Here is a 24274-nt window from a genome sequence, read left to right as displayed (position 1 = left end):
TTTCCGCCCCGGTGCGATCCGATACTTCACAACTTTTTCACTTTCAATTGGGGGGCCATATCATATGAACGAAGAGACCGGCGTTCAGAAGTTGGTGCGCACGCTGCGTGCTCGAGCACCTGATGACGCAGCTGAATTGCTCGCTAGAGAGTCTCCCGAGTTCATCCGCGACACACTAAAGCTGTTGCCTGACGGGCACGCCCGTAAGGTGGCCGAGCATTTGCCACAGCATATGCGGCCCATCAGCTCTCATGATGGTGACATGGGTTTCGCGATCCCCGAGTCGCTCATCGAGGTGATGGACCCGATCCCCGCCAGCGTTCCTGTCGGGACGACGGTTGCTGCCGCGGTGGAAGCTGTCAGAGGCGCCCAGGTGCCGACCGAGCTCACTTATCTCTACGTCACGGACAAGGGCAATAAACTGGTTGGCCTGGCGGTCCTGCGCGATCTGATGCTGAGCGAACCCGACGCGATTGTCGATCACATCATGCTGCCCAGGCCGTTCGCTCTTGATGTCGGTCTCTCTTTGAGTAACGCATGCAAGGCGGCGGTACGGCGTCACTATCCTGTCTATCCGGTGGTGGATGCGGAGAACCGGCTGCTCGGGCAGGTTCGCGGCTGGCGATTGTTCGAGCAGCAAATCATCGAGATTTCCGCCCAGTCTGGCCAGATGGTAGGCCTCCAGAAGGAGGAGCGCTCTTTTACGCCGCTGTTTTCAGCCTTCCTGAAGCGTCATCCGTGGCTGCAGTTGAATCTCCTGACGGCCTTCATGGCCGCATTCGTGGTCAGTTCGTTCACAGGCACGATCGAGAAGATCGTCGCTCTGGCGGCGTTTCTCCCGGTCTTGGCCGGGCAGAGCGGAAACACCGGCTGCCAGGCACTGGCTATGACGCTGCGTGGCCTTGCCCTGGGGGATGTGGACAAACGACCGAAGCTGCACTTGGTGATGAGAGAGGGCGCGCTCGCGGCCGCCAACGGCGTGCTCGTCGGCGTTGTTGCGGCTGCGGCGATGTGGTTCTATGCCTCGAGGCAACCGGCGTCGGCGGCGCAGGCGCCGATGCTGGCACTTGTGATCCTGCTTGCCATGTCCGGAGCGTGCCTCATGTCCGGCATCTCCGGCGTGCTGATCCCGTTGGGCCTGCGCCGGGTAGGCGCCGATCCGGCGGTCGCCTCGGCGATCTTCCTCACCACCGTGACCGATATTGTAGGCATGGGCCTGATGCTGGGGCTGGCCACCATGCTCGTGCTGTAGCAAGCTGCGTGCGGTGACGCGTCCCTGGGCGTTGAGGCAATGAGCTGACCTCGCGTTCAAAGAAATTGCAAGACCCGGGCCGAATTGCACACGCCTCGTGAGAAGCACCTCCGGCAGCTCTCCGTCCCTTGCGAAACGCGACGGAAGGCCTTTGGAGAAGCCGTGGGTGACCTTGAAGCCTGGTGACCAGATACGCAGGATCGCCCACCCAATATTAATCTTGTCGGCTGTGCGATCCACTACTGATGAGATTTGATTTTGTTAAGCCTTGGGTCAAATACTTCAATCACGTGCAGCAATGTTGAGAAGAGTTTTTGACAATCAGCGCAGCCGAAATAGGAATAAACCCGATATCTTGTTGCGCAGCTGCAACAGCTGCTGAGGACTCGCATAAGTCCGGCGACCGTTCAGTCGCCTTTTTCTTGCAGTCGTGCTAAATCCCTCGCACTAGTCGGGTTTGGGGTGGGTTCTCGGCATGCAATCTTCGTTTCGAACGATCTTCGGCTTCGCCGCAGCGCTGCTTTGTGCCGGCGTGTTGCCGGCCGGCGCACAAGGTCTTTTTGGGGCCTATGACGATGCGTTTGCGGCCCGCATCGCCAGTCCGGCCGACAATGGAACGCTCGCCCAATTCGTCACGGTTGCGGTCAACGCTGGGCAATACGATCAGGCGATCTCCTCGATCGAGCAGTATCTGATCCAGTACCCCCGCGATGCGCGCGCCCGGCTTGCGGCCAGCCGGTTGTATTACCATGTCGGGTCCTATGAATTGGCCCGGCGGCAGGTGCAGTACGGCATCGAAGTCGGGGGTCTGACCGCAAGTGAGCAACAGGAAGCTGTTCGCCTGCTCGCCCGCATCGAGCGCGCGTTGCGTGGCGTCACCTGGGAACTCGCCCTGACCGGCGGCGTATTCAGCGCATTCACCGATTTTGAGCCAGGCGGGGCGCAGGACGACGACAGCTTCGTCTCGCCTTACGGGCAGGCGGAAGGTTTTGTGCGGTGGGACCTCGGCACGCCAAGTGCCGACGCGCTCGTTCTTTCGGGGTCGTTGACCGCGACTGAGCGTCTTTTCACGGAAGACCTGTCGGTTCCGGGTGGCGAGAAGACTTTTATCCACGGCAACGCAGCGATAACCTGGGACAAGGGACTGCCCAACAGCGGGATCGATTCGCTGCGCCTGCTGCTTTCCGCGTTCACCGTTACGGATCGTTTCGACAGCGACATTTACGAAACCGGTATCGGCCTCAGTGGACGTTTCGTCGTTCGCCCGACGGTCGAGACGACGCTCTTCGCCGGTGGCGGCTACATCGATCTAAGCGCCTCGCAAGGCATTTTCGCGGATAGCAGGGTCTTCTACGAGGCAGGCGGCAGCTACCGCTTCCGCAATGGCCAGGCGCTCGGCTTGCGCTTTGTCGGCTCGAATGACTTCGCTTCCGGATCGGGCGAAATCAGCCGCAGCTATACGGGCGAGGTCCGCTATGGCGGCCTGTTGATGAACGTACCGGATTTTTTCGCATGGTCGCACCAGATCGCCTTATCGGCCGGCCACAGCGACACTCCCGATCTGTCCGTCGGCATCGGCACAAATATCAAGAGCGACTTCTGGCGCATTGCCTCGGAAAGCGATTTTCAGCTGACGGAAGCGCAGAAGATCAGCGTCGATCTCGCCTACCGCAAAACCAACTTCGCCCTCGCCAACCGCGACCGAAAATCGTTCGAAATGCTCATGAGCTATACGTTGACGCTCAATTGAAAGAGGCCGCGATGAGGTATCATCAGATCGTCATTTTTATCGCCTGCCTCGCCTTCGCGGCACCATCCGCTGCTGAGACGGTCGGGTCGATGACGGCCTACCAGACCATCATCGTCCGCAATAACGGCGGGACGATGAACGTTGGCGCCGGCGTCGAACTCGGCGACCAGTTGCGCAGCAATCCCACCGGTCTCGGAATGCTGGTGTTCCGGGATGAATCGAGCGCCAAAATTGGTCCAAACACCAGCCTGACGATCGATGAGTTCGTCTACAATCCGGGCTCCGGGTCGGGAAAGATCGACATCGGGATGAACAGCGGCCTGGCACGTTTTTATGGCGGCCAGGTTTCGAAAGGGGGCGTCATGCAGGTTGCGACGCCGCACATGGTGCTCGGAGCGAGAGGCGGCATCATCGAAGTGCTGGTGGCAGCCGGCCAGACCGTCGGCATATTGCGCGCCGGCCGCATGACCTGCACGATCAATGGCAAACGGCTGGTCATCACGAACCCGGGCTATGCCTGCACGTCGGACGATGGCAAGCTTCTGGCCGGCTACGGCGGCATCGACGCCTTCCCGATCTTGGACAGTATCGACCGGATAGCGGGAACCGGCCTGCCGGGCGCACCGGGTCCTGGGTTGGACGTAAGCGCAATTTGTACGTCGGCTCTAGGCTCCTCGCTCAAAGTCTGCGGGTCCAGGGACGGCGCACTGCCAGGAGTGGTCATGGAATTCCCTGACAGCCCAACGCCACCTGCGGGCAGCGGGGGCCGGCGGGGCGAGTGTGAGGGTGAGGGTTGCTGCTACTACTACAACTGCGATTAGGCCTGGCTGCACGAGATGAGCCACTCGGTCGGTAGGCGCTGGGCTGATTGGCGGCAAGCCGGCAGGCGCAAAATATCCGGCCTTTTGGTCGTGCTCCTGCTGCTCGCTTGCCATTTGGCTTTTGACGGGCCGTTGTCGCGCCTGCGTGAGCGGACGTACGACTTTTATCAGTTTCTCGCCCCACGCCAGGCGACGAGCAATCCTGTCGTGATCGTCTCGATAGACGACGACAGCCTCAAGGCACATGGGCGATGGCCCTGGAACCGTGGCCTCTTGGCCGATCTGGTCGATGGCATCACGCAATCCGGCGCGGCGGTGGTCGGGCTTGCGCTGGTACTCCCCGAGGCTGACACCTCGCCTGAGGGCATGGCCGGAGACAAGCGCCTGGCAGCGGCGCTGTCCAAAAATCGAACGGCGCTTGCCGTCAGCCTGGGCAATGAAGCGACGGTTTCAGAAGCAGAACCCAAAGCCGGCTGGTCGATCGTCGGGCAAGTACCCGATACACTTCCCGGCTTCACCGGTCTTACCGGGTCGCTTGCCGAATTCTCGAACGCCGCCGCAGGCCTCGGCGTGATTCGCACCTTGCCCGATCCCGACGGCGTACTACGCCATGTGCCGCTGCTCTGGCTTCGCAATACCCCTCAACGCGCGCAGCTGTGGCCGTCTTTCGCACTCGAGCTCCTGCGCCTTTACGCTGGACAGGACGGTTACACAGCCCGGATGAATGCAGCCGGGTTCGACGCACTCAGGATGGCAGGCGCCATTGTGCCGCTCGAGCCGGAGGGGAGCATCCGCCTCTGGGAAACCGCCACGGACACGCCTCGCCTGTCTGCCAGCACTATCCTTTCGGGCCATGGCGATCCGCGGCTGCGGGACGCCATCGCCATTGTCGACCTGTCGGCTGTGGGCCTGACGCAGTACCTGCCCACGCCGACGAGTCCAGCGCGACCAGGAGCGGAGATCCACGCCGATGCGATCGGCCAGATGCTTGCCGGGCGCTTCCTGGCAGAGCCAGCGCACGCGCGTATGCTCGAGCGGCTCTGGTTTCTCCTCAGTGCCCTCGTTTTCATCGGGGTTTCCGGAGTGCTCGCCGGGCGTGTCGTGCTTGGCGCCATCTCCCTGGCGCTGCTGGCCCTCACGCCGTTCGTGTTCGGCGCTCTCGAGTACAGCCTGCAGGGTGCACTCTATGACCCGCTGCAGCCGGCGCTTGCAACCATCATGGTTGCGGGCTTCGAAGGCTATGTCCTCTACAGGCGCAGCGAGCAGCGCCGGTCCACCCTGACGCGACAGTTCTCCCAATATCTGTCGCCCTCCGTGGTGCAGCGCCTCGCAAGCTCGGACACCGAGGCAATCCTGTCCGGCGAGAAGCGCGAGATCACAATTTTGATCAGCGACATACGTGGCTTCACGACCATGAGCGAACAGCTCGACACCCAAGAGATCGCCAAGGTGGTCAACCATTTCCTCGGCATTGCGACCGATGAGATCCTCAAGCGCGACGGCACCATCGACAAGTTCATGGGCGATGCGGTGCTGGCCTTCTGGAACGCACCGCTAGATCAACCCGATCATCGTGAGCGTGCGCTCGACGCGGGCCTGTCCCTTATCGAGCGGGTGAGGCGCGAAGACGCCGCCTTCACCGCGGATGGCCATCGCTCCATCGAAATCGGCGTCGCCATCGAGACCGGCATCTGCTCGGTAGGCAATTTCGGCTCCGAACGGCGCTTCGATTACACCGCGATCGGCTCCCCCGTGAACCGCGCGGCACGGCTCGAATCGACGACCAAGAAGCTGGGCATCCCCCTGGTGCTTGGACCCGGCTTTGCGGCAGCAGCATCGATGCCGGTCGTCCAGGCGGGCGCCTTTGAGCTCCAGGGTTTCAAGGGCGAGGTGCCGGTTTTCACCGTTCCGGAGATGCAAGCTGCTCAACAAGGTATGAGCCGCGAAGTAGAGAGCCAACGTGGTGAGCAATCTGGCGCCCCCGCCATGGTGGTTGGTTCGCCGCCATCCGTGCAAATGGCGCCGCTTGACCTGACACCCCGAACCCGGAGCATCCGCTGATCGGATCCAGCGGATCGCAAGATGCAATTGTCACGGGCACAGACGGACATCTTGTTTCGGCGACCATCGAGGGATGCGACGGCTTGCGTCACTCGTCCTTGAAAGTCACCTTCATATGTTTGTGCACCATTGAGGCGAGGTCCTCGGCATCCCAGTTCGTTAGCCTGATGCAGCCGTGAGAGAAGGTCTTCCCGATCTTGCCGGGTTCGGGCGTGCCGTGAATGCCGTAGCTTTCGATGGAGAGGTCGATCCAGATTGATCCCACGGGATTGTTAGGGCCGGCAGCAATGGTGAAGGGCCGCTTGGTTTTGACTCCCTTGAATGCAAAATCGGGATCGTAGTGATAGGTCGGGTTGTGCACCACCCTTTGGATCTCTGCCTGCCCACTTGGTGCCGGCTTCTCGTCGCTCCCGATCGAGGCAGGGTAGACGGCAAACGCTTTATTGGAGGGGTCGAGCACGCGCACCTGATGAGCGCCTTTGTCGACTTCGACGCCGGCAATGGTGGCGGGAGGTTCACCCCGGCCAACATCTGGTACCAGCAGCGTGGTTCCAGCTTTCCTGAATCCGGTGCCTGGGTTTAGCCTCCTGAGCAATGGTTCGCTCACATGGAAGCGCTCCGCCAGCTTCTCGATCGAGTCGTGATAGCCAAGCCTTCTCAGGCGAGCCATCCTCTCCATGCGCCCCGGAATGCGTTTGGTGAAGGGGCCGCGTACATCTTTGCGGGTCAGTTCATAGGTGATCAGAGCTGGGCTGGTGGAGGTTGCCATCAGCTTGTCCCAAGTCGCCTGGGTGAGCTTGCCATCTGGGGCCAGTCCGTTCGACGCCTGGAAGGCCTTGACCGCCTTGGCGAAGTTCTCTCCAAGGCGGCCGTCGATGAGCCCCGGTGAGAAGCGCGCACGATCCAAAAAAATTTGCGCCTTCAGCACGGCAGGATCGAGCCCTTTCGGATCGCCGGCGGAGAATTGCGCCTGATTTACCGCGGCTAGGTCCAGCTTGGCCGCCTCCGTCCCGCCGCATGCGAAGGCGAGTGCAATGGCGAGGAGGAGAAGGAGCCTGATCATCGATGTCACTCCTTACGTTAAATCGCACCTGATCTGCTTCTATGACGCGCTGTGGCAGATCTGGTTCCATTCGCCGGTAGGAGGATCCTAGGCAACCTGCCTTACGCTGCCGACCGGTCCGAGACGTTCGATGCCCGTGACTTGCCCCTCACGAGAGGCGTTGCTGGCCGCGCAGATCGGCAGTGTAAAAATGGTCTGGCCATGTTGACGTGAGCTTCTACCTTCAAACTGCCCACTACCTGGACCGGCAGTCAAATGGTCTCAGGGCAGCAAGTGAGGAGATGCGCTGGGAACCGGCTTGTCGGGCGGGTATTCTATTGATCTTCGGTATCGATAGATCCATGTTCCGTCGTCACTGTGATCGCGTTGTCGCCCGCGATTGCTCTAGCGTATTCGAAGCGCTCCAACTTCTGTTCTGCCGATAGGCCTTTGAACATCGCGGTGGCCGAGTTCGTGATTTTGAAGTCGCCGCAACTCGGACAGCGAAACTCCCGGATGTCACCAACTGTCTCCGAATTAACGAGCGCCTGCTCATCTGTAATCGGGCAAATTGCGGCCATCCAAGCCATCGTGGTCCTCCGTCCTAAGGCCGTCCTCGATTACCCAAAAGGCATCGTCGAGTGCAAAATCCATTTCTGCCGACGCTCACCCCACCTGGAGTACTCCACCGAGTCGATTGCGCTCTCCACTCTCCAACCCGGAATGTGGATTAAAGCCAGTTCCTCGGCGAGCGATTTGCTGGTGGGCGGTAGGCGCTCTCGCTCTGGAGCCTCTCCCAAACGATCGGAGATGTTCATGTAGCGTCGGGCAGGACCGAAGGGCCGGAACGTGGCGTTTTCATCTCTTCGGCAATCACCAGTAGCGCCTCCAGAGCGACGGCGATCCCCGACATCACCGTACTTATGTCTGCGCTGCCGCCGAGCGTCGAAAGTTCGGCCGCTCGCGTTTGCATGCTTTGGCTCAGCTCTTGTAACTTCAGGCGCAGCTCGTCATCCATGTATGTTCTCCAAGCTTGACGCTGGAGGAACGCGCCTGCTTACAACCCGTTCCGCCGGTGGCCGCAGAGAACCAGAGACACCGCAGATGCTACAACTTGCGCTTTGGCGGCGCTTAGGATGGGCGGTGGATTGAGCCTCAGCGACTGACCGTCGGCAAATAGCGGATGCTTCAGTCTCGAAAAGGTGCTGGACGGCTCGATATGCACCGCCCCTTGGCCCTGGGTGCTGGTCCCATGCACAGTAAGGCCGTGCAAGTGCGCGCGGCCTCTGGGCTCAACATTCCAGTCGTCATGGTCCAAAGTTGTCCCAAGGTGGGTTCTCACCAAAGTGGGCGGCGAGAAGCGTTACGAAGCTTTGAACTTTGGCGGAAAGATGCCTGCTTGACGGGTACATCGCGTAGATCGACCGGCTTACCGGCTTGAACTGGGGCATCACTGTCTCCAGTTGGCCCGAACGAATGGCTTCTCCAACAAGGAAAGTGGGGCAAAGTACTATGCCTGCTCCACCCAGCGCCGCATCGCGCAGGAGCTGCCCGTTCGTTGCCGTCATCCGTGCAGTGATTTTTACCGCCACTTCCCCCTTTGGTCCGTCGAACCGCCATTTTCCGCGGCTGGCGCGCAACGCGTAGTCCAGACAATCATGGTCGTGGAGATCCGACGGCTTTGTGGGACGCCCGCGTCTGTCCAGATAATCGCGCGAAGCGCAGACCACCTCGCGTGAAGGCGCGATTCGGCGAGCAACCAGATTGGAAACCGTGAGTGGAGCGATGCGTACCGCGACATCCAGGCCCTCTTCCACGATGTCAACCACACGGTCGTCCAACACCAACTCAACCGACACCTCCGGGTAGACCGCGAGATATTCTGCAACGACTCTCCCAAGGTGCATCGCGCCGAAGGAGATCGGCGCGCTGACACGCAGTGAGCCGGTGGGACGTGTCTTGCTCTCGGCCGCGCTCGTACGAACTTCCTCGACATCCTCGATTATGCGCAGACTGCGCTCGTAGACGGAGGCGCCGAGCTCTGTCAGGCTTATGCGCCGGGTCGTCCGGTTGAGAAGGCGTGCGCCAAGCCACTCTTCCAGCATCTGGACATGTTTGCTCACGGCCGCTGGCGATAGTCGCATCCGCTTGGCCCCTCCAGCGAAGCTGCCTTCACTGACGACGTTGGCAAACACGGTCATGCTGGTCAGCCGGTCCAACTGCAATCACCTGTTTCATTCACGTTTCGTGAATTCACCATCCATATTTTCCCCGATTATCAATCCGCAGTGGACAGATTATCTGAAGCCAGGCGGGGATCAATTGCCCGATCCGTCTCTCTAACGTTTGCCCGAAACGTCGGCGTCGAGTGCCTTCTCGCGGGCTGGAGGTGATCATGTCTCTGACCAAAGCAGCCCTTCAGGAGAAACAGGGAGCCACTGTTCGCATGTGGCTCTCCGTGCTCACCGTATCGCTGGGTATTTTTTCGATGATCACTGCGGAGCAACTCCCTGTGGGGCTGATTCCGGCAATTTCTTCCGAGTTGAATGTCTCTATTGGGAGTGGCGGTCTCACGGTGACGATACCCGGCGTAATTGCGGCGTTCGCTTCTATCGGTTTGCCGTTGGCAGTGGGGAGGCTCGACCGGCGTATTCTGATGGCGGGCCTGCTCGCGGCAATGGCTGCGGCGAGCGTGATTTCAGCGCTCGCAACGAACTTTCCCGTTCTGCTCGCGTCCAGGCTGCTCGTCGGGATCACCATCGGTGGCTTTTGGGCGATAGCCGGGAGCATCGCAGTACGCCTTGTTCCTGGACCGTCCGTGCCGCGCGCCATGACTATTGTCTTCGGCGGTGTAAGTGCCGCTGCGGTGCTGGGCGTGCCGGCCGGCACGATCATCGGTGATCTAGTCGGCTGGCGCGGCGCGTTCTGGTCTCTCGCCGGCCTGAGCTTTGCCATATTGCTCGCCGCCCTGCTTGTGCTTCCGAAGCTGGAGGCGGCGGAGCCTGTGGAGGTGAAAGCGCTGCGTGCGCAATTGCGCAATCCCGCCCTTCTGGCGGGCGTGGTTGCGACGGCACTGCTGGTGGCTGCTCACTACGGTGCCTACACCTTCGTGAGCCCGGTGTTGCTGGAGGTCTCGGGCGTCACTGCAGGGAGCATAGGCTGGCTACTGTTGGGGTATGGCATTCTCGGAATGATTGGCAACGCCGTCGCAGGCGTCTGGGCCGCCAAATCCGTCGGTCGCACATTGGCCTGCGTCGTCATTGGGCTCGGCGCCACGCTGGCTCTCTTCCCGTTACTCGGGGTCACGCCGCTCACAGGAACCATCCTGCTGCTGGTGTGGGGCTTCGCGTATGGCGCGGCGCCCATCACGCTGCAGACGTGGGTGCTGAGTGCAGCACCAGAAAGCGCGGAGACCGCGACGGCCATCTACTGCTTCACTTTCAATTTTGCCATCTCCGTGGGTACCCTAGCGACCAGTCAGATCGTCGACACGATGGGCGTGAACAGGGTCCTCTGGGTCGACTCCGCCATCATCCTGCTGGTGCTGCTGCCGGTGTGCCGCGCACCCATGCTTAACCGGAACATCGGAAACTCGTAGACAGCAAGCCATCCTGTGCCGCCCATCTGATGTGATAGGTTGAAGTAGATCTTCGTTTCCTCTGTCTTGAAAGTCACGCGCGTCACATCAAACGCGGGTTCCGCCGCACCGTACGGGTGCCGATGCTTTGCGCCCCCGGAGGACAACTGGCTACTTGAAAAAGGACTTGATCCCCTCGTCGATATGTGTGCTGATATGAGATCGATCTCATGCCGCGCTCTGAATTGCTGTTCTCTACGGGAGCGCGCTCTGGGAAGCATATGTCTGAATGACGATGAAGAGGGAGGTTCAAGTGAGGAAATTGATCGCGTGGCTGGCCTTGGCCACTACCACGCTCGCGTTCGCGTCTGCGGCGTCGGCGGGTGAAACCATCGACCGGGTTACCTCGAAGAAGGCAATGGTGGTCGCCACAAACAGCGGTTGGCCGCCGCAGAGTTTCCTCGACGACAGCAATCAGTTGGTCGGCTTCGATATCGACGTCTCGAAGGAGATCGCACGGCGCCTCGGTGTGGAGGTCAGTTTCGACACGCCGGACTGGGCGACGATGACGGGCGGCCATTGGCAGGGACGCTACGATCTGGGTGTCGGCTCGGTGACGCCGACCAAAGCGCGGGCCAAGGTGATCGATTTCGAAGGCATCTATTATTATAGCCCCTACGTTTACGTGGTTCACAAGGACAGCCCGGCCAAATCGGTCGCCGACCTGAACGGTAAGATCATCGGCGTCGAGACCGCCACCACGTCGGAGGATTTCATCCGCAGACAACTCGAGATCGATGCTCCCGGCCTGCCGCCCATCGAATACAAGCTGGAGCCCGGTGAGATCAGGACTTTCGCCGACTCAATGCTGCCGTTCGACGATTTGAGGCTCGGCGACGGCGTGCGCCTCAACGCGGTCATCGCACCAGAACAGACGGCTCAGAACGCGATAAAGAACGGCTACCCGTTGCGTGTCCTGGAAGGCGGCTATGCCTTCCGTGAGCCGCTGGTGGTGATCGCGGAAAAAGGTGATGCCGAGTGGAATGCCAAGATCGGCGGCATTCTCGACGAGATGAAGAAGGACGGTACCCTCGCGAAACTGACCACCAAGTGGTACGGCAAGGATTACAGCGCCGACTGAGGAGCGTCGTGGATAAAGCTTGAGCGGGATGCATTCAATTGAACATCCCGCTCCGTCTGTTTTGTTTCAGCCGCATTTTCACGACACCGGGCGGCTCCGCCTGCCTGCAAAATGCTCTAGTGCCGCCACCTCATCGTATTGATCATGACATGTCCTGACACCTATTACCGACGCACGCTTGCCGACAACACCATCAGACCGCCGCTGAGCGGCGTTTCCGAGTGCGAGACAGTCGTTGTCGGCGGCGGACTGGCCGGCCTGACGACGGCGTTGCAGCTGGCTCGCGCCGGCCAGCAGGTCGTCGTGCTTGAGGCGCAGCGGATAGGCTTCGGCGCCTCCGGTCGCAATGGCGGCTTCGTCAATCCCGGTTTCGCCACCGGCACCGACAACATCGCCGCGATGGCCGGCGTCGACGCGGCACAAAAACTGCACCGCCTGTCCATCGAAGGCGTCGGCTTCGTGCGGCAGACGATCCGCGATCTCGACATCAAGGCGGCAGAGCCGCGCTCCGGTATATTGAGCGTGCTTCGCCACGATGGCGGCACCGCGCTCAAGGCATATGCCGAGCAACTGGCGCGGGATTTCGACTACCGGCTCGACTATCTCGATCGCGACCAGGTGCGAGCAGTGCTGCATTCCGATCGCTACCACCAAGGCCTGCGCGATCCCAGCGCCTTCCACATGCATCCGCTTAACTATCTGCGCGCCGTTGCGAGCGAGATCGAGCGGCTGGGCGGCAGGATATACGAGAGAACGGCTGCCGTTGAAGCCAACCTTGACGGCGCCGAAAAGGTCTTGCGCACCGACAGCGGCGAAGTGCGCGCCCGCCAGGCCGTAGTTGCCACCGGCGGATATACGGGCCCACTGGTCGGCCGGCTGCAGCGGGCATTCCTGCCTATCGCCACTTACGTTATGGTGAGCGAGGAGGCGCCTGACCTCATCGCCAAGGCGATTACGACGACCGACGCCGTCGGCGATAACCGTCGCGCAGGCGATTATTACCGTGTTGTCGAAGGCGGCAGGCGGCTGCTCTGGGGAGGGCGCATCACCACCCGGGCAGCCTCATCGGGCGTGTTGGCGAGGCAATTGCGCCGTGAGATGGTCACCACTTATCCGCAGCTCGAACACCTCAAGACCGAACTCGCCTGGTCCGGGCTCATGTCTTATGCCCGGCACATGATGCCCCAGATAGGCCCGTTGCAGCCGGGCGTCTGGTACCTCACGGCTTTTGGTGGCCATGGCATCAACACCACGGCGATCGCCGGCAAGTTGATCGCCGAAGCCATACTGGGACAATCGGACCGTTACCGGCTGTTTGCACCATTCGGCCTTGCCTGGGCGGGCGGCCCGGCTGGACTTGCGGTTGCGCAACTCACCTACTGGAAGCTGCAGGCGCAGGATTGGTGGCGCGAGCGGGCCCGCTGACCGCAGGGAGATCGAAGACGTGATCGGCCGACTATTGCTCAACCACCCGGACGCGGCGCGCCGCGTTGGCGTGTTCTTCGTGCTCGCCGCCATCGCCGCCGGCCTGTATGGGCTCGGCATCAAAGCCAGTTGGCTCGGCAAGCTCGTTCCGGGGTCGGTCGAGTGGCTCGCCGCCAACCCGGACGTCGGGCGGGCGGTCTCGGCGGTGCTGATCGCATTGATCTTGGTGGCGAACTGGAACGCGCTGCGGTATCTCAGCCGCAAACAGCAGATTGTGGCAGTTTGGATAGAGCTGTTCGTGTTGCTAATGTTGTTTTTCTATTCCTTCGACCTGTCCTTCGCGTTCATCGCCAAGAAGATCGGCTTCCTCGTCTCGAAGGGTGTGGTGACGACCCTCTACATTTCGGCCATTTCGATCGCCATCGCCACCCTCATCGCCTTCGTTGGCGCCATCGCCAAACTTTCCCGCAACGGCGTGGTCTATGGCTTGGCGACCTTCTATACCTCTCTGTTTCGTGGCTTGCCGTTGCTGATGCAGATCTACATCATCTATCTCGGCCTGCCGCAGATTGGCTACGTGATCGGCGCCGTGCCGGCTGGCATCATGGCGCTGTCGCTCTGCTACGGCGCGTACATGACCGAGATCTTCCGGGCCGGCATCGAAAGCATCTCGCGCGGCCAGACCGAGGGTGCTACGGCACTCGGCCTTAGCGCTAACCAGACGATGTTCCTGGTCATCCTGCCGCAGGCGATGCGCGTCATCGTGCCGCCGACCGGCAACCAGTTCATTGCGATGCTGAAGGATTCTTCGCTGGTCTCGGTGGTCGGGGTCTGGGAGATCATGTATCTCGCACGCACGCAGGGCCAGACCGAGTTCCGCCACATCGAGATGCTCATCACCGCCTCGATGATCTATTGGCTGCTCTCGATGGGGCTCGAGTTCCTTCAGTCGCGGATCGAGGACCGGTTCGGGCGCTCACTCAAGCGCTGATCGTCATCCGTGATCTTCGCCAAAGCGAGTTGCACAGCACCGCAACAGCCAGCTTCGGAGAGCAGCTGCAGATTGTACGCGACAGCATGCCGTTCGGCGACGTCGTGAGGGGTGAATCAACCCGGTATTTCATCGGCTTAGCCCGATCGGAGGGCAGAATAGAGCAAGTGCTGGACGAGCATGTTCGTTGGCCGACCGCCCGGCAACTACGACCGATTGCTGGATTTCACCCGCGCCAATAAGTTAACAAAATTAATGACTCTAACATGTCTCCGGCCAACCATTATCGCTATGTATCGATGGTAGCCGAGTTCGCCACGTGGTTCGCCAATAGGTTTGTCAGCAGTGGTTTGCGCGTTACCAGCCGCACGACTCGGTCCATGCCCTGCACAGCCAAACGCACCGGCGAGACTTCCCGGGAATGAAGCTCGGCATGGTGTTTCGTTCCTTTGAAGTGGGCGTGGTTGGGGGAAGACCGTAGTCGGCGTGTTCGCGCCCGGTGGAATTTTCGAAGAGTTGTTTCCAACGGCGGGAACGAACCAAACTTCCATGCATTTAGCTCTGGCTTCGTTCATTCACTCTTTCTTCTGGGAGCTGGACCATTGTCATCCGGAGGCTATCTCTTGGCCGACCAACAAACCAATGACGTTTCCATCGTTGATCTGATACCTGCCCTGCGGGCTTTCGCGCGCACCTTCTGCCGCGTTCCAGACGATGCCGACGATCTGGTGCAGGAAACGTTGACCAAAGGGCTCGCCAACATCGACAAGTTCGAACCTGGTACACGCATGAAGTCGTGGCTCTTCACCATCATGCGCAACACCTACTACACCCGGATCAAGATCGCTGCACGGGAAGCGCCAGGCCTTCTCGACTGCGCGTCTTCGAGACCGATTTCGGAAGCTACCCAGGAATGGACCGTTCAGAGCAAGGAAGTTCACGGCGCCATCCAAAAGCTGCCCGAACATCAGCGCGAGGTGCTGATGCTGATCGGCGTTTTAGGAGTGGGCTACGAGGAAACCGCCGAAATCTGCGGCTGCGCGGTAGGGACGGTCAAGAGCCGGCTGAACCGTGCCCGCGCCAACATCCTTGAGCTACTCGGGGAGAGCTCGTTGCAGACATTGATAGAAAGGCGAAATCAGCTGTCGGATGGTCAGCTCGATATAGAGGTCGACAGCCGCAGATAATCAGCTCTTCACGTCTCGCCGACGCTTCTCGACGAGAGCATTTTGCAATTGGATCGCCAGCTTGGATAGGCGGTCTGGTATCTTTTCCTGCTCTATGGCGGCCAGCAGGGAAGCAATCTCCTGATCCACTGCCATCTCGACAAGCAGATCCGTGGTATCGTCGCTCGAATGAGACATCACGTTCTCTTGATAGCATCCCTAGATCCAAGTCTGATGATGAGCGCTCGGCACTACAAGGCGTTGTCGACCGCCGAGAGGCTCACCGGCGGCCCTTGCACAGTTTTCCTCCGTGCCGCGGCAAGACGCGGCGCGGTGGCGTCAGTCCTTCAGCAACCGGTTTGCGGCGTGATCCTGAAATTGATCGGACTTGATTCGATTGCCGTCCAGCCCGCGCTCTCGGCTATGTTGCTTCCTGTCGCGGTTGGACAAAACCGCGTTTTCTTCGATCTTGTCCTTGTCCAAGGTGGTCATTGCGCCGGCGCCGGCACCTTTGCCTTGGCTGCCTTGGCCGAAATGCTTTTTGCCGCCGGATGCCATGATCTCCTCCTTCGAATCCAGGACACCGATCGGTGCCGACGCCCGAACCGGCATCGCGCTGTAATGTTCCGTCTCACCCAGCAAGCAGGAAGGCGTCGCCATCCCATGACCCAAACGGCTTCTCGCCGTCGATGACGACCCGCAATTGGTGAGCTTGCGCAAGACGGCCGATGTCGGCCCGGTCCAAAGAAAGCGATCCGCGATAAGAATAGTTGAGCAATGCGAGCCGGCCCGGCCGTTTGAGAACGCGCGCAATTTCATCGAAAAGCCGCTCAGCCATGCCGGCCAGGACCAGGTAGGGAAAGCTGTCGACCGCCAACACGCAATCGAAACTGTCGTCGTCGAAGTCGGCCAGATCGAGACCGGAGGTTTGGCGCAGTTCGACATTGCCGAGCGCTGCGCATTGCTCGGAGGCGATAGAGATCATCCGCGATGATATGTCGATGCCGACCATCCGCTTGAAGGAATTGGACAGCGCGCGCTCGAAACGTCCGATGCCGCAACCGATGTCGAGAATGTCTCGTTCAATTCCGGTGAATTCTCGCGCCTCGAGCCATTCAACGATTTCGTCGGTCATGGCTGTCAGCCGCTCGTCATCGCCAAGGGATCCTAACTGGACACTTGCGGCTGTCGAAATTGCTGCCGCGGCATCAAAACTCGAGGCCAGCCGCGTGACGACGGCAATATCCGTCTCGCCGTTACCGCGTTCATGCCGAACGGCGCCGCCTGTCGCTCGCAAAGTGGCAAGGACGCCCGGTCTGTGGCGCAGCAGTCCAGCGACCTTTCGCAGTCTTTCAGCATCGCCGGTATCCGCCGGACGGACTTTCAGCACGAACTCCGCCAATTCCGCCGCTTCAATTGTGGGCGGCAGGTGAAGCGCCAGCCTGACGAGAACAGCTTCGGCGCAGGCACCATCGGCCATGCAATCTTCGACCGCCCGTCTGACCGATGTCCGGCGCTGCGCGTGCACACTCATGACATCAACTCCGCGTCCAGATCCTCCGCATCGTCCACCTGTCAACGGCGCCCCAGCCGTATTTGTAGGCCTCCTGGCCGCGCAGGAAGTCGAACTCGCGCGCATCCTCGCGGATCGACTCCGCGATCGCGTGGCCGATCAGGATCGCCCCTGGGCTCTCCTCGGCATAAGCAGGATCGAGGCCGCCGAGATAGGCATAGGCGCGGCCGCGGTGGTGAAATCCGTAATAGGCGGCGACAGTCGTGCCATCGATCGCGAGCAACCAGCATCGGACCAGACCGTGAGCATCGAGCAAGGGAAGTGAAAGCCCATGGAAGTGCTGCACGGCGGGGTTGGCCAATACACCACCTCCATGTCCAACCCAGCGTGCATGGTGCAGGCGGATCAATTGGTTCAGGAAGTTCTGATCGCCCCGGGCTGACGCCAACGCGAGCCGGCCGCGTCTGGACGCCGCTTGGCGCGCCCGGCGCAACTGGCGCCTGCGCCGAGCGGGAACGCAGCCGGCCAACGTGTCGTCGCCGGCAACAGCAAGCACGGGGCAGGCTGCATGAATTACCGGCCTCTCGACCGTTAAACCGGGATGCGCGATCGTAAGACCGGCACTGTTTTGCGGCAGATCAGACAATATCCATTGTGACCACCCGACCGAGCAGATCGTTTCGGCAATTGTGGACACGACCGCCGCCTCGATATCCCGGACAGCCAGGATGTCCAGATAATCGCTGAGCGAAATACCGACCGGAAGCAGCTTCGAACCGGCCGTTCCATGCTCGAGATAGAGTGGCGCCAGCCCGACCAGATCGCCGCCACGCCAGACCGCGACTGTCGCCAGTTCACCGGGTGCGAATGCGCGCCACCATGGCACCAGCCAGGCGGGGGATTGGAACGGCGTCGCACAGGAACTCTGCTCCCACAGTTTCCACCAGTGCGGCGTCAAGGCATCGAATTTTACGGGGTCATCGATGATTTCACTGCGCAACACTGCTTTTCTCACGGTGCCGCAGCGAAGCGCCGGCAATCTGTGCCAAGTTGTGCCAGCGCCTGATAGGCAGCCATATACGACGAGATCATCCGTTCCAGCGAAAACCGCCGTCGCGCCTCCACCCGGCACGCCTCGGCGTCCAGGCTGGGCGCCGCAAGAATGGCTTGGGCCATCTCGTCGACTGTATTGACGAGAAAGCCCGTCCTGCCGTGCTCGATTACATCCGCAAGCGCACCATTCGGGAATGCGACCACCGGGGTACCGCAGGCGAGGGCCTCCATGGCGACAAGCGAGCTTGTCTCGGCGGCGAGGCTTGGAATGACCAGACAGCGGGCTGCGTTGAGAAAGCGCCTCTTGGCGTTAAAACCGAGCGGGCCCAAGAAGCTGCGGCGAGCATCAAGACGGGATTGGACCTCGTCGCGAAAGTAGCGCGTATGTGTTTCGTAGGGGTAGACCTTGCCGCCGATGACCAGGGGCACGCCCGCCTGTTTGGCCGCGTCCAGGGCCAGGTGAATGCCCTTTTCCGGGCAGACCCGGCTGAGAACCAGGGCAAAGTCTCGCTTCGGCTGCACCAGGCTCAGTGCTTCGATGTCAACGCCGTTGGGAATCGGCGCCACCAGTCTGGCCCCTGGTGGCGCCGTTTGCTGCTGGGTGGGCGAGACCGCATGGAGCCACAGGTCGTCGCGCGTCGGTCGCAGAGCCTCGGCCGGATACCAGTCCAAGGGCAGGTGGAGGCTCACCAGGGTCGGACCATCGTCGGGCAAATAGGCATGAAAATCGATACCGTGCAGATGAGCCACATCGATCGGCCATCGGGCGCGGGCAGCGGCGATCGCTTTGCGATGAGCCTGCTGCGCGCGGCTCTTCGCCGCCTCGTCGAGCACGCCGTTTTCAGCCGGTATTTCCACAAGGGTACCGCTCGCGCTGGAGCCGCGGCAGCCAATGACGATAGAGCGGTGGCCGGCGCGAACCAGCTCCCGATCGAGCATCGACAGAACCTGTTCGGCACCGCCGACAGCATCGGGTCCGACGGGTGCGAGAGGGTAGGCGACATTGAGGACAGTGAGCGCCGCGGCTGGTTGCGCCTCGGTCCCGTATGCCGCACCACCTGTCGATGATGCCGCTAATTCGTCCAATGTGTCAGGCGTCTGATGCATTGGCAGCATGACACTTTCACGCTGCCGAGGCCCGCCGCGTCGGGAGCGAAGCGGACGTCATGCCGGGCGCATAGCGGCGGATCATGGTTGCGCAGAATTCCGCGAACTCCTCCGGCACCAGAGGTGGGCTGGTGTGGTGGGGCATCATTCCGCGATGCTGCGGTGTAAAGCAAAAGGTGACCGTCACGTCGAAATCGGCGAGTGCCTCCATCTGCCGGTCAAACCAGTCCAGCGCGTTCGGCCGGAAGCTGTCTGCCCAGGAAAGCCCCGTGCGCATATTGGTGACGCCCAGCCGCTTCATCCAGGCGACGGCATCGTCCAGCCGGGCGTCCTCGAAATGAAACCACTGCACCAGCCCCATTGCGGGCGTGTAGCGCAGGAACTCCTCCAGCGCAGGTTTTGGCGTACCGTCCTGGCGTAGCAGCCCCATGTGGAAATGTCGATAGTAAGAAGAGCCCTCTGCCTCGCGATGCCGCGTCGTTGCTTCCCATTCGCGCGGAAGATCGTAGAGGCTGTACCACTGGATGCGTGGTGCGTTGCCGATCAGCAACTCGGCGGTGCGCTTGAGCCCCCAGACCTGGATTTCTTCCGCGCCGAAGGTCGATACGCCGACTTCGCTGACCCAGATGGGAAGGTTGGTGACGGTCGCGATCTCGCCGATCTTCTGTGGCCATTCGTGGATCTGCCACAGGTTCCAGTCGAGCGGAAAGCCGTGCACGGCGACGGCATCGACATGGTCCAGCACGCCGAATTCCTTCATGCGGGTGATAAAGCCCGGATCTATCGGCGAGATGCCACCGAGTACTTTCGTCAAAGACGGGTTCTCCGACGCGATTGCGTCAGCCGACAAGATCGCCATCCTGGCAAAGCGGCTCCAATCGGGATCGAGCTCTGGGTCCCAATGCGATTTGTTGTTGGGCTCGTTCCAGATCATGGCGGCTTCAATCATGGAGCTGTCCTTTCGAGGGGTAGATGGCGCCGCCGCCGGCCGGGTCCCCGGCTGCGCGGCAGAAATAGACCTCCTGCTCGGGGTGCAGAACGATCTCGAAACCGGCGCTGCGCAGCATCGCTTCGGTGCAGGCGCGGTTTGGAATCCACCAGTTGGTGGGATCGTCGGCATAGCGGTGCTCGATAAAATGCAGCTTGGGAAACTGCGGCTGGTCGAACAGGTCATGCGTCCAGAAATGATAGTTTTCTTCCAACTCGGGCAGATCCGCGCTGCCGCGCTGCATGGACTGGAAGATCATCAGGTCACGGGCGACATGTTCGCGGATCAGGTCGAGCGCGAGCAAGGGGTGGCGCAAATGGTAAAGCACCCCCATGAACAGCACGACATCGAACGTCTCGCGCAGCGAGCCGACGTCGTAGACCGAAAGCTTCTGGAATTCGATCTCGCAATCGGCAACCTCGGCGGCAAAGCGAGCCTGCGCCAGGTAGGCGTCATCGAAATCGATGCCGAGGACACGGTCAGCACCTCGCCGTTTCATCTCGATGGAGTAAAATCCTGCATTGCAGCCGATATCGAGTACGGCCTTGCCCCTCAGATCAGCGGGAATGGCATTGGCAAATTTGCGCCATTTGATCAGCGGGTAGTTGCCCAGAAAATGGTTGGGAGCGGTTTGGACGCCGGCAAGTTCCATGTTGTGGAACCATGGGCCGAGCGCATCGATGCGGCGGCGGATTTCGGCATGGGAATGCAGCATGGCTCAGGCTCCTTCGCCAGGAACGACGGGTACATGCGACTGCGCGCCGGGCATGATCATGGTGGGCCGGCGCTGCGCGGATGAGGCGTCGTTTTCAAGCAACCGCAGAGCTGTTCGATAGCCGTTGAAAGTGCCGACATCGACATAGTCCGACCCAGCCCTGACACCAAAAGCTGTACCGCCGGCCGCAATATAGGCGTTGACCAAAGTGCCGATATATTCGTCACTGCGCTCCCGCTCACGCCAGAGTCCCGCAAGCTGATGCAGGATATGGCCCGGCATCTTGAACGCACCCCAAACCCAGTTCGTGGCGGCATCCTGCCGCTTGACCTGGATTTCGATCACGCGCTCGTGGACGTCGATGACGACGGCGTCGAAGAATTCCGGCTGATCCACCGGGAAAAGCAGAAATGAGAGCTGATCGTCGGGCAAATGGCGGAAACCGTCCTCGGGAAACCAGATCGTATCGGGAAGGCCGACCAGGACGACCTCGTCGGGCGCGACGAGGGGCGCCGCCCGGAAGATCGCATCGCACAGACCGACGGGGTTCGGCTGCACCACGAAGAGAGCCGCCGCGTCACCGTAGCCGGCGGCGTAGTATTCAAGGATGTCGGATTTGCCCGATCCGATGATGAAGCAAATCTTGTCGACGCCGGCCTGCACCATGCGCCGTACCAGATACTCGCTCACGGCGCAGGGACGCTCGGTCTGTCCATCGATCCGGCTACCGACCGGCAGCAGCTCTTTCGAGAAGCCGAGCGGCTGAATGCGGCTGCCGCGCCCGGCAGCGGGTACGATGCCCAACATCAGACCGCTTCCCTCATCGGTTCGCCGGGAGATCTTTGAAAGGCATCGTTCAGGATGCGATCCAGTTCCGCCGCGCGCCGTGCGGAAGTGTGTTCGCCCAAGACCCGGTCGCGGGCACGCCTTCGAATGCCGTCGAGCTCGCACTCCGGCAATTGCAATGCGGCGACCACATCATCGGTGTCATGCGCCAACAATATTTCGCGGCCGGGTTCGAAAAATTCGGCTAGGCCCGGCCATGCATCGGTGACGATGGCAGCCCCACACGCGGCCGCTTCGAAGAGCCGTCCCGACGGGCACCAGCCCTTTTGCGCCATCGCCTCCCGGGTGACGTTCAGTGTCAGGCGAGATGATGAGAAGAAAGCCGGATGGTCGGCTGGCGGAAGATGCCTGACAAAGAAGATGTTGTCGCTCCATGGGAATTCCTGCGGATATTGCGCGCCGCCAATGATGAAGCGGTGGTCAGGCAGGCGCGCGGCCGGGCGGACCAGCAGCTTTTCGACGCCGGCCTGGCGATCCGCCGCGTAAGTTCCGAGATAGGACAGATCACCGGCGAATTCGGCCCGCTTCTCTGCCGGCCGGTGTTGGTCGGGATCGACATGCCCATAGAGAGGTACCACGTGACGCGCGCCTAAAACCGACTTAAGCGCCTCGATCGCCGAGCCGCCGGTGTAACTCAAAACGAGGTCGAAATCGGCAAGACCCTCAGGTCCGAAATAGGGCGGACGCTCGCCTTGCTCGATGCGGGCAAGCGTGACCGGAGTGTCGAGATCGTAGAAGACACGCAATCCGCGACCTGTCTGCTGCGCCAACCGCGAGGCCTCCACGGCGTCGGCACAGTAGGAAGTGACGACGACGACATCCGCTTGCTTCATTGCCCGCTCCGCAACGCGACGGATGTCTTCCCAGTCCGGATAAATGACGACGTTGCCGCCATCGAGCCGATCGAGATCACGCGTCCCGGCATAGTAGGGGGTATCGCGTTCGAAGAAGGTGATGGACCATCCCAGCCGACCCAGGGCGCGGATCAGTCCCCGCCAGAGCGTGGCATGGCCGTTGCCCCATGATGATGTAACGGTGAGACCGAAAATGACCATCTGCATCCGGAAAGTCCTCGTCAGGCAGCTTCGTTCATTCGCAGGAGCTTGGAGCCCCAGTCACCCGACACGATCGTCGTGATCGAGGCTGGATCGATGTCGAAGCGGAAGCAGTCGCCGACCGGCAAGCCAAGCACCTTGCAGACGGCGGCTTTGATCACGTCGGCGTGGCTGACCAGGGCGACACACTGATTCGGATGCCGCTCGCGCACTGCGTTCATCAGTGCGACGATCCGCTCCTGGACATCCAGCATGGTCTCGCCGCTCGGTGTCCTGGCCTCCTGCCGCTGGTCGTTCCACGCCCGCCAACCGGCATCGCCATTCAACTCGTCGAAGGTCTTTCCCGACCAATCGCCGAAATCGATCTCGTCGAGTTCGGCGCAGATCGCGATTTCACCGACGCCGCAGGCAAGCGCGATCGGCACGGCCGTCTCTTGCGTACGCTCACGCGGGCTGCACAAGATGGCTTCAATCGGCTCCCGGGCCATGCGGCCACCAAGATGCGCGGCCTGCGCCTTCCCAGCCTCGCCAAGGCAAACGCCATCCATCCGTCCTGCAAGATAGGAGCCGACATTGTCGTGCGCTGCATGACGGATCAAAAAGAACGTTGTCGTCATTCCGCGGCATCCAGCAAAGGCTCGTCCTTGCCGGCGATGAAGGCGAGCGTGCGCTGCCGCGCTTCGGCGTCGGTGAACTGTTCGGGAGGCGACTTCATGAAATAGCTGCAGGGACCGGTCAGTGCTCCCGCTATGCCGCGATCGAGCGCAAGCTTGGCGCAGCGTATCGCATCGATCACCACGCCGGCTGAATTTGGAGAATCCCAGACTTCCAGCTTGAGCTCGGCGTTGAGCGGCACGCCGCCGAAGGTCGTCCCTTCCACTCGGATATAGGCCCATTTGCGATCAGTCAGCCACGGTACGTGGTCGCTGGGTCCGACATGAATATTGCCCGGCTCCAGGGGAACATCGAACTGGCTGGCCACGGACTGGGTCTTGGAAATTTTCTTTGATTCCAGCCGCTCGCGTTCCAGCATGTTGAGGAAGTCGGTGTTGCCGCCGAAATTCAGCTGATAAGTGCGATCGATGCGCACGCCGCGCTCGCGGAAGAGATTGGCCAGCAGGCGGTGAACGATGGTCGCCCCGACCTGGCTCTTGATATCATCGCCGACCAGCGGCAGCCCTCGCTGCTCGAAGCGCCGGCGCCATTCCGGACGTGAGGCGATGAAAACGGGTATGCAGTTGACGAAGGCGCAGCCGGCCTCAAGCGCGCATTCGGCGTAGAAGCGCGTCGCCTCCTCGGAGCCCACCGGCAGGTAAGAGACCAGCACGTCGGCGCCGCTGTTGCGCAGGATTTCGCTGACGTCGGCAACCGGCTCCGGCGCCTCCTCGATTTCGTCGCGCAAGTATTTTCCGATGCCGTCAAGTGTCGGTCCGCGCTCGACGCGAACGCCGTTTGCCGCCGCATCGGCAAAGCGGAACGTGTTGTTCGGGGCGGCGTAGATTGCTTCAGCGACGTCGAGGCCAACCTTGCTCCTGGCGACGTCGAATGCGCAGACAATCTCGATGTCGTCGACATGGTAACCGCCGAGGTCGGCATGCATCAGCCCTGGGATTGGTTCGTTGCTTTTTGCGTGACGATAATAGGAGAGGCCCTGCACCAGGGAGGATGCGCAATTGCCGACCCCGACGATACCGACACGAACCTTTTTCGATCCCACGAAACTGCCGCCCTATGCTGTTCAAAGGTAAGTTCCTGCAGCCGAACCACCAGC

Annotated in this window: 24 protein-coding genes; 9 read left to right on the top strand and 15 right to left on the bottom strand. The window is 61.1% G+C overall.

Translation table 11 applies throughout. From position 1 onward, the window contains the following. Nucleotides 1-64: 64 nt before the first annotated feature. The 4 genes from AC3EMP_RS27430 (at nt 65) to AC3EMP_RS27415 (ending at nt 5884) form a co-directional block, all read left to right on the top strand. Nucleotides 65-1252, top strand: a complete 1188-nt coding sequence (locus tag AC3EMP_RS27430; protein WP_352710743.1) for a magnesium transporter — start codon at nt 65-67, stop codon at nt 1250-1252. A 535-nt stretch (nt 1253-1787) separates the two neighbouring features. Further along, nucleotides 1788-3002, top strand: coding sequence for a tetratricopeptide repeat protein (locus AC3EMP_RS27425; protein ID WP_352500307.1), 1215 nt, complete (start codon nt 1788-1790; stop codon nt 3000-3002). Next, nucleotides 2999-3823: a FecR family protein gene (locus AC3EMP_RS27420; RefSeq protein ID WP_023815926.1), complete on the top strand. Its 825-nt coding sequence runs from the start codon at nt 2999-3001 to the stop codon at nt 3821-3823. Before AC3EMP_RS27425 ends, AC3EMP_RS27420 begins: the two co-directional genes overlap by 4 nt. 15 nt (nt 3824-3838) lie before the next feature. After that, nucleotides 3839-5884 carry a CHASE2 domain-containing protein gene (locus tag AC3EMP_RS27415; RefSeq protein WP_352596989.1) on the top strand — a complete coding sequence of 682 codons (2046 nt, stop codon included), beginning with the start codon at nt 3839-3841 and terminating at the stop codon, nt 5882-5884. Between the two features lie 88 nt (nt 5885-5972). On the opposite strand, the gene AC3EMP_RS27410 is transcribed toward AC3EMP_RS27415, so the two are convergent. The 4 genes from AC3EMP_RS27410 to AC3EMP_RS27395 all read right to left on the bottom strand — a co-directional run bounded on the left by AC3EMP_RS27410 (nt 5973) and on the right by AC3EMP_RS27395 (nt 9145). Further along, nucleotides 5973-6947 carry a L,D-transpeptidase family protein gene (locus AC3EMP_RS27410; RefSeq protein WP_023736093.1) on the bottom strand — a complete coding sequence of 325 codons (975 nt, stop codon included), beginning with the start codon at nt 6945-6947 and terminating at the stop codon, nt 5973-5975. Nucleotides 6948-7261: 314 nt separating this feature from the next. Next, nucleotides 7262-7516 carry a hypothetical protein gene (locus AC3EMP_RS27405; RefSeq protein ID WP_023699977.1) on the bottom strand — a complete coding sequence of 85 codons (255 nt, stop codon included), beginning with the start codon at nt 7514-7516 and terminating at the stop codon, nt 7262-7264. A 224-nt stretch (nt 7517-7740) separates the two neighbouring features. Beyond that, a complete protein-coding gene (locus AC3EMP_RS27400; RefSeq protein WP_023667962.1) occupies nt 7741-7944 on the bottom strand; it encodes a hypothetical protein in 204 nt (67 codons plus the stop codon). 289 nt (nt 7945-8233) lie between these two features. Then, complete coding sequence (locus AC3EMP_RS27395; protein ID WP_023736092.1) at nt 8234-9145, bottom strand: LysR family transcriptional regulator; 912 nt, start codon at nt 9143-9145, stop codon at nt 8234-8236. A 176-nt stretch (nt 9146-9321) separates the two neighbouring features. On the opposite strand from AC3EMP_RS27395, the gene AC3EMP_RS27390 reads away from it, so the two are divergent. The 5 genes from AC3EMP_RS27390 to AC3EMP_RS27370 all read left to right on the top strand — a co-directional run bounded on the left by AC3EMP_RS27390 (nt 9322) and on the right by AC3EMP_RS27370 (nt 15247). After that, complete coding sequence (locus tag AC3EMP_RS27390) at nt 9322-10524, top strand: MFS transporter (protein WP_023736091.1); 1203 nt, start codon at nt 9322-9324, stop codon at nt 10522-10524. Nucleotides 10525-10816: 292 nt separating this feature from the next. Beyond that, entirely contained in the window at nt 10817-11644 is an 828-nt protein-coding gene (locus AC3EMP_RS27385) for a transporter substrate-binding domain-containing protein (RefSeq protein ID WP_023736090.1), read from the top strand. A gap of 144 nt (nt 11645-11788) precedes the next feature. Beyond that, nucleotides 11789-13069 carry an NAD(P)/FAD-dependent oxidoreductase gene (locus AC3EMP_RS27380; protein ID WP_352596992.1) on the top strand — a complete coding sequence of 427 codons (1281 nt, stop codon included), beginning with the start codon at nt 11789-11791 and terminating at the stop codon, nt 13067-13069. Between the two features lie 19 nt (nt 13070-13088). Continuing rightward, nucleotides 13089-14060 carry an amino acid ABC transporter permease gene (locus AC3EMP_RS27375; RefSeq protein WP_023687785.1) on the top strand — a complete coding sequence of 324 codons (972 nt, stop codon included), beginning with the start codon at nt 13089-13091 and terminating at the stop codon, nt 14058-14060. A gap of 623 nt (nt 14061-14683) precedes the next feature. Further along, nucleotides 14684-15247: a sigma-70 family RNA polymerase sigma factor gene (locus tag AC3EMP_RS27370; protein ID WP_023667968.1), complete on the top strand. Its 564-nt coding sequence runs from the start codon at nt 14684-14686 to the stop codon at nt 15245-15247. Here AC3EMP_RS27370 and AC3EMP_RS27365 read toward each other — a convergent pair whose 3' ends face one another. From AC3EMP_RS27365 to AC3EMP_RS27315, 11 genes are all read right to left on the bottom strand, one after another. Then, on the bottom strand, nt 15248-15424 hold the full coding sequence (locus AC3EMP_RS27365; RefSeq protein WP_023667969.1) for a hypothetical protein: 177 nt from the start codon (nt 15422-15424) through the stop codon (nt 15248-15250). A gap of 141 nt (nt 15425-15565) precedes the next feature. After that, entirely contained in the window at nt 15566-15784 is a 219-nt protein-coding gene (locus AC3EMP_RS27360; RefSeq protein WP_023691451.1) for a hypothetical protein, read from the bottom strand. Between the two features lie 73 nt (nt 15785-15857). Continuing rightward, on the bottom strand, nt 15858-16760 hold the full coding sequence (locus tag AC3EMP_RS27355) for a class I SAM-dependent methyltransferase (RefSeq protein ID WP_023691450.1): 903 nt from the start codon (nt 16758-16760) through the stop codon (nt 15858-15860). Between the two features lie 4 nt (nt 16761-16764). Further along, nucleotides 16765-17742 (bottom strand): GNAT family N-acetyltransferase, encoded by a 978-nt coding sequence (locus AC3EMP_RS27350; RefSeq protein ID WP_245262552.1) that lies wholly within the window; start codon nt 17740-17742, stop codon nt 16765-16767. An 8-nt stretch (nt 17743-17750) separates the two neighbouring features. Beyond that, nucleotides 17751-18908, bottom strand: coding sequence for a glycosyltransferase (locus AC3EMP_RS27345; protein ID WP_352710751.1), 1158 nt, complete (start codon nt 18906-18908; stop codon nt 17751-17753). A 7-nt stretch (nt 18909-18915) separates the two neighbouring features. Continuing rightward, nucleotides 18916-19848 carry a glycoside hydrolase 5 family protein gene (locus tag AC3EMP_RS27340; protein WP_023691448.1) on the bottom strand — a complete coding sequence of 311 codons (933 nt, stop codon included), beginning with the start codon at nt 19846-19848 and terminating at the stop codon, nt 18916-18918. Continuing rightward, nucleotides 19841-20602, bottom strand: coding sequence for a TIGR04290 family methyltransferase (locus AC3EMP_RS27335; protein WP_023667975.1), 762 nt, complete (start codon nt 20600-20602; stop codon nt 19841-19843). Before AC3EMP_RS27335 ends, AC3EMP_RS27340 begins: the two co-directional genes overlap by 8 nt. Before the next feature lie 3 nt (nt 20603-20605). Then, nucleotides 20606-21409, bottom strand: coding sequence for a sugar phosphate nucleotidyltransferase (locus AC3EMP_RS27330; RefSeq protein WP_352596994.1), 804 nt, complete (start codon nt 21407-21409; stop codon nt 20606-20608). Further along, entirely contained in the window at nt 21409-22509 is a 1101-nt protein-coding gene (locus AC3EMP_RS27325; RefSeq protein WP_023687793.1) for a CgeB family protein, read from the bottom strand. The genes AC3EMP_RS27330 and AC3EMP_RS27325 overlap by 1 nt, the downstream gene beginning before the upstream one ends. 14 nt (nt 22510-22523) lie before the next feature. Beyond that, on the bottom strand, nt 22524-23120 hold the full coding sequence (locus AC3EMP_RS27320; protein ID WP_023667978.1) for a histidine phosphatase family protein: 597 nt from the start codon (nt 23118-23120) through the stop codon (nt 22524-22526). Then, nucleotides 23117-24220, bottom strand: a complete 1104-nt coding sequence (locus tag AC3EMP_RS27315; RefSeq protein WP_023681094.1) for an inositol-3-phosphate synthase — start codon at nt 24218-24220, stop codon at nt 23117-23119. Before AC3EMP_RS27315 ends, AC3EMP_RS27320 begins: the two co-directional genes overlap by 4 nt. Nucleotides 24221-24274 lie beyond the last annotated feature (54 nt).

It is taken from the genome of Mesorhizobium sp. P160219 (assembly GCF_057786095.1).
Note: the sequence above shows the minus strand (reverse complement) of the source record. Positions and strands in the feature narration are given on the sequence as shown.

What these genes read in the sequence shown, in the direction of transcription:
- AC3EMP_RS27355 (WP_023691450.1), bottom strand. Translation starts at nt 16,760, where the DNA reads ATGAGTGTGCACGCGCAGCGCCGGACATCGGTCAGACGGGCGGTCGAA.
- AC3EMP_RS27320 (WP_023667978.1), bottom strand. Translation starts at nt 23,120, where the DNA reads ATGACGACAACGTTCTTTTTGATCCGTCATGCAGCGCACGACAATGTC.
- AC3EMP_RS27400 (WP_023667962.1), bottom strand. Translation starts at nt 7,944, where the DNA reads ATGGATGACGAGCTGCGCCTGAAGTTACAAGAGCTGAGCCAAAGCATG.
- AC3EMP_RS27415 (WP_352596989.1), top strand. Translation starts at nt 3,839, where the DNA reads ATGAGCCACTCGGTCGGTAGGCGCTGGGCTGATTGGCGGCAAGCCGGC.
- AC3EMP_RS27360 (WP_023691451.1), bottom strand. Translation starts at nt 15,784, where the DNA reads ATGGCATCCGGCGGCAAAAAGCATTTCGGCCAAGGCAGCCAAGGCAAA.
- AC3EMP_RS27390 (WP_023736091.1), top strand. Translation starts at nt 9,322, where the DNA reads ATGTCTCTGACCAAAGCAGCCCTTCAGGAGAAACAGGGAGCCACTGTT.
- AC3EMP_RS27345 (WP_352710751.1), bottom strand. Translation starts at nt 18,908, where the DNA reads ATGCTGCCAATGCATCAGACGCCTGACACATTGGACGAATTAGCGGCA.
- AC3EMP_RS27325 (WP_023687793.1), bottom strand. Translation starts at nt 22,509, where the DNA reads ATGCAGATGGTCATTTTCGGTCTCACCGTTACATCATCATGGGGCAAC.
- AC3EMP_RS27410 (WP_023736093.1), bottom strand. Translation starts at nt 6,947, where the DNA reads ATGATCAGGCTCCTTCTCCTCCTCGCCATTGCACTCGCCTTCGCATGC.
- AC3EMP_RS27430 (WP_352710743.1), top strand. Translation starts at nt 65, where the DNA reads ATGAACGAAGAGACCGGCGTTCAGAAGTTGGTGCGCACGCTGCGTGCT.
- AC3EMP_RS27335 (WP_023667975.1), bottom strand. Translation starts at nt 20,602, where the DNA reads ATGCTGCATTCCCATGCCGAAATCCGCCGCCGCATCGATGCGCTCGGC.
- AC3EMP_RS27365 (WP_023667969.1), bottom strand. Translation starts at nt 15,424, where the DNA reads ATGTCTCATTCGAGCGACGATACCACGGATCTGCTTGTCGAGATGGCA.
- AC3EMP_RS27330 (WP_352596994.1), bottom strand. Translation starts at nt 21,409, where the DNA reads ATGTTGGGCATCGTACCCGCTGCCGGGCGCGGCAGCCGCATTCAGCCG.
- AC3EMP_RS27380 (WP_352596992.1), top strand. Translation starts at nt 11,789, where the DNA reads ATGACATGTCCTGACACCTATTACCGACGCACGCTTGCCGACAACACC.
- AC3EMP_RS27405 (WP_023699977.1), bottom strand. Translation starts at nt 7,516, where the DNA reads ATGGCTTGGATGGCCGCAATTTGCCCGATTACAGATGAGCAGGCGCTC.
- AC3EMP_RS27340 (WP_023691448.1), bottom strand. Translation starts at nt 19,848, where the DNA reads ATGATTGAAGCCGCCATGATCTGGAACGAGCCCAACAACAAATCGCAT.